This is a genomic window from Actinotalea sp. JY-7885 (assembly GCF_014525465.1).
In the GTDB taxonomy this organism is placed as follows: domain Bacteria; phylum Actinomycetota; class Actinomycetes; order Actinomycetales; family Cellulomonadaceae; genus Actinotalea.
Window position 1 is genome coordinate 1 of the sequence record NZ_JACEXH010000297.1, and the last position, 2,023, is coordinate 2,023.

Annotated in this window: 4 protein-coding genes; 1 reads left to right on the forward strand and 3 read right to left on the reverse strand. The window is 77.4% G+C overall.

The features are described 5' to 3' along the window. Nucleotides 1–208, forward strand: a 208-nt coding sequence (locus tag IDM29_RS16465) for a MoaD/ThiS family protein (RefSeq protein ID WP_188037814.1), incomplete at its 5' end; no start/stop codon positions are given. Between the two features lie 28 nt (nucleotides 209–236). Here the strand turns inward: IDM29_RS16465 and moaA are convergent. The 3 genes from moaA to IDM29_RS16480 form a co-directional block, all read right to left on the reverse strand. After that, complete coding sequence (moaA, locus tag IDM29_RS16470) at nucleotides 237–1,295, reverse strand: GTP 3',8-cyclase MoaA (RefSeq protein WP_188037815.1); 1,059 nt, start codon at nucleotides 1,293–1,295, stop codon at nucleotides 237–239. Continuing rightward, on the reverse strand, nucleotides 1,292–1,729 hold the full coding sequence (locus tag IDM29_RS16475) for a molybdenum cofactor biosynthesis protein MoaE (RefSeq protein WP_188037816.1): 438 nt from the start codon (nucleotides 1,727–1,729) through the stop codon (nucleotides 1,292–1,294). The genes moaA and IDM29_RS16475 overlap by 4 nt, the downstream gene beginning before the upstream one ends. Next, nucleotides 1,726–2,023: molybdenum cofactor biosynthesis protein B (locus IDM29_RS16480; RefSeq protein ID WP_188037817.1), on the reverse strand; the 298-nt coding region annotated here is incomplete at its 5' end. The genes IDM29_RS16480 and IDM29_RS16475, both read right to left, overlap by 4 nt.

Consider the following 2,023-nt stretch of genomic DNA (forward strand, 5'->3'; position numbering starts at 1 on the left):
GGCCGAGGCCGCCGGTGTCGCGACGGAGGCGCTGGCCGCCGGGACCGCCGACGAGCTCCGCGCCGCGATGGTGGCCGCCCACGGCGCCGACCTCGCACGGGTGCTCACCCGCTGCGCGCTGCTCGCCGACGGCACCCGCGTCGAGGGCGAAGACGAGGTCCCCGCCGGCGCCACGCTCGACGTCCTGCCACCCTTCGCGGGCGGCTGACCCACGCGCCGGGCCGGCGCCGAGGCGGTCAGCCGCCGATGGCGCTCATGGGGCGGTCCGGCTGCAGGAACGTCGGGTCGTCGATGTCGTGGCCCGGCTTCTTGCCCGCGAGGCAGCGGCGGATCGCGGCGGCGAGCGCGGCGTCGTCGGCGCCCTCGCGCAGCAGGGTGCGCAGGTCGGTCTCGGTGCGCGAGAAGAGGCACGAGCGCAGCTGCCCGTCGGCCGTGAGCCGCACGCGGTCGCAGGTGCCGCAGAACGGGGCGGTCACCGACGCGATGACGCCCACCGTCGCGGGGCCGCCGTCGACGTACCAGGTCTCGGCGGGGGCCGACCCGCGCCCGGGCACCTCGGTGAGCGTGAACGCCGCCCGCAGCGACGCGAGGACCTCGGCCTGGGTGACCATCGCCGTGCGGTCCCACGTGTGGCCGGCGTCGAGCGGCATCTGCTCGATGAAGCGCATCTGGTAGCCGCGGTCGACGGCGTACCGGACCAGGTCGACCACCTCGCCGTCGTTGACGCCGCGCATGGCGACGGCGTTGAGCTTGATCGGCGAGAAGCCCACCGAGTCGGCCGCCGCGATGCCCGCGAGCGTGTCGTGGAGGCGGTCGCGCCGCGTCAGGGCCTTGAAGCGCTCGCGGTCGAGGGTGTCGATGCTGATGTTGACCCGCGCCAGCCCGGCGTCGCGCAGGGGCGCGGCGAGCGCGGGCAGGCGCAGCGCGTTGGTGGTCAGGGAGACCTCGGGGCGCCCGGCCGGACCCTCGAGCGCCGCCATCCGGCGCACGACGTCGACCACGTCCGGCCGCAGCAGCGGCTCCCCGCCCGTGAGGCGGATCTCGCTGACCCCCTGCTCGACGGCGACGCGCGCGATGCGCACGAGCTCGTCGGTGCTGAGCATGGTCGAGCCCTGGAGCCACGGGACGCCCTCGGCCGGCATGCAGTAGGTGCAGCGCAGCGAGCACCGGTCGGTGAGCGAGATCCGCAGGTCCCGGTGCACGCGCCCAAACCGGTCGACGAGCGGCGCGACGGCGCCCGGGCCCGCGTCGCCGGACGGAGCGTCCGGCGAAGGGCCCGGCCGCGGCCCGGTCATGCCGAGCCCACCCAGACGTGCGACCCGTCCCGCAGGACCTCGCGCTTCCACACCGGCAGCTCGGCCTTCACGCGCTCGACCAGCTCGCGGCACGCGGTGAACGCGAGGTCGCGGTGCGCGCTGGCGACGGCCGCCACGACGGCGACCTCGCCCACCCCGAGGAGCCCGACACGGTGGGAGACGGCGACGCCGATCACCCCGTCGGTGCGCGCCGCGGTGTCGGCGAGGCGCGCGAGCACCGCCGCCGCGTCGGGGTGGGCCGAGTAGTCGAGCGCCACGACCTCGCCCGCCACGGACGGGTCGTGGTCGCGGACCTGCCCGAGGAAGGTCGCGATGGCACCCGCGCGCGGGTCCGCCACCGCGGCGACGTGCGCCGCGAGGTCGAGCGGCGCGGCGGTGAGGGCGGCGAGGCGCGCCGTGCCGACGGCGCTCATCCGTGGCCACCCCCGTCGAGCTGGTCCAGCAGGTGGGGGAGCAGCGGCGCGAGCACCTCGAGCCCCTCGCGCACGCCGTTCGGGGACCCGGGGAGGTTCACGACGACGGCGCCGGCGTCGGTCACCCCGGCGATCCCGCGGGAGAGCACCGCGGACGGCAGGTGCGTCGCCCCCGCGCGCCGCAGCGCCTCGGCCACCCCGGGCAGCTCACGGTCGACGACGGCGCGCGTCGCCTCCGGGGTGCGGTCGCGCGGGCCGACACCCGTCCCGCCGCTGGTCACGACCACGCGCGCG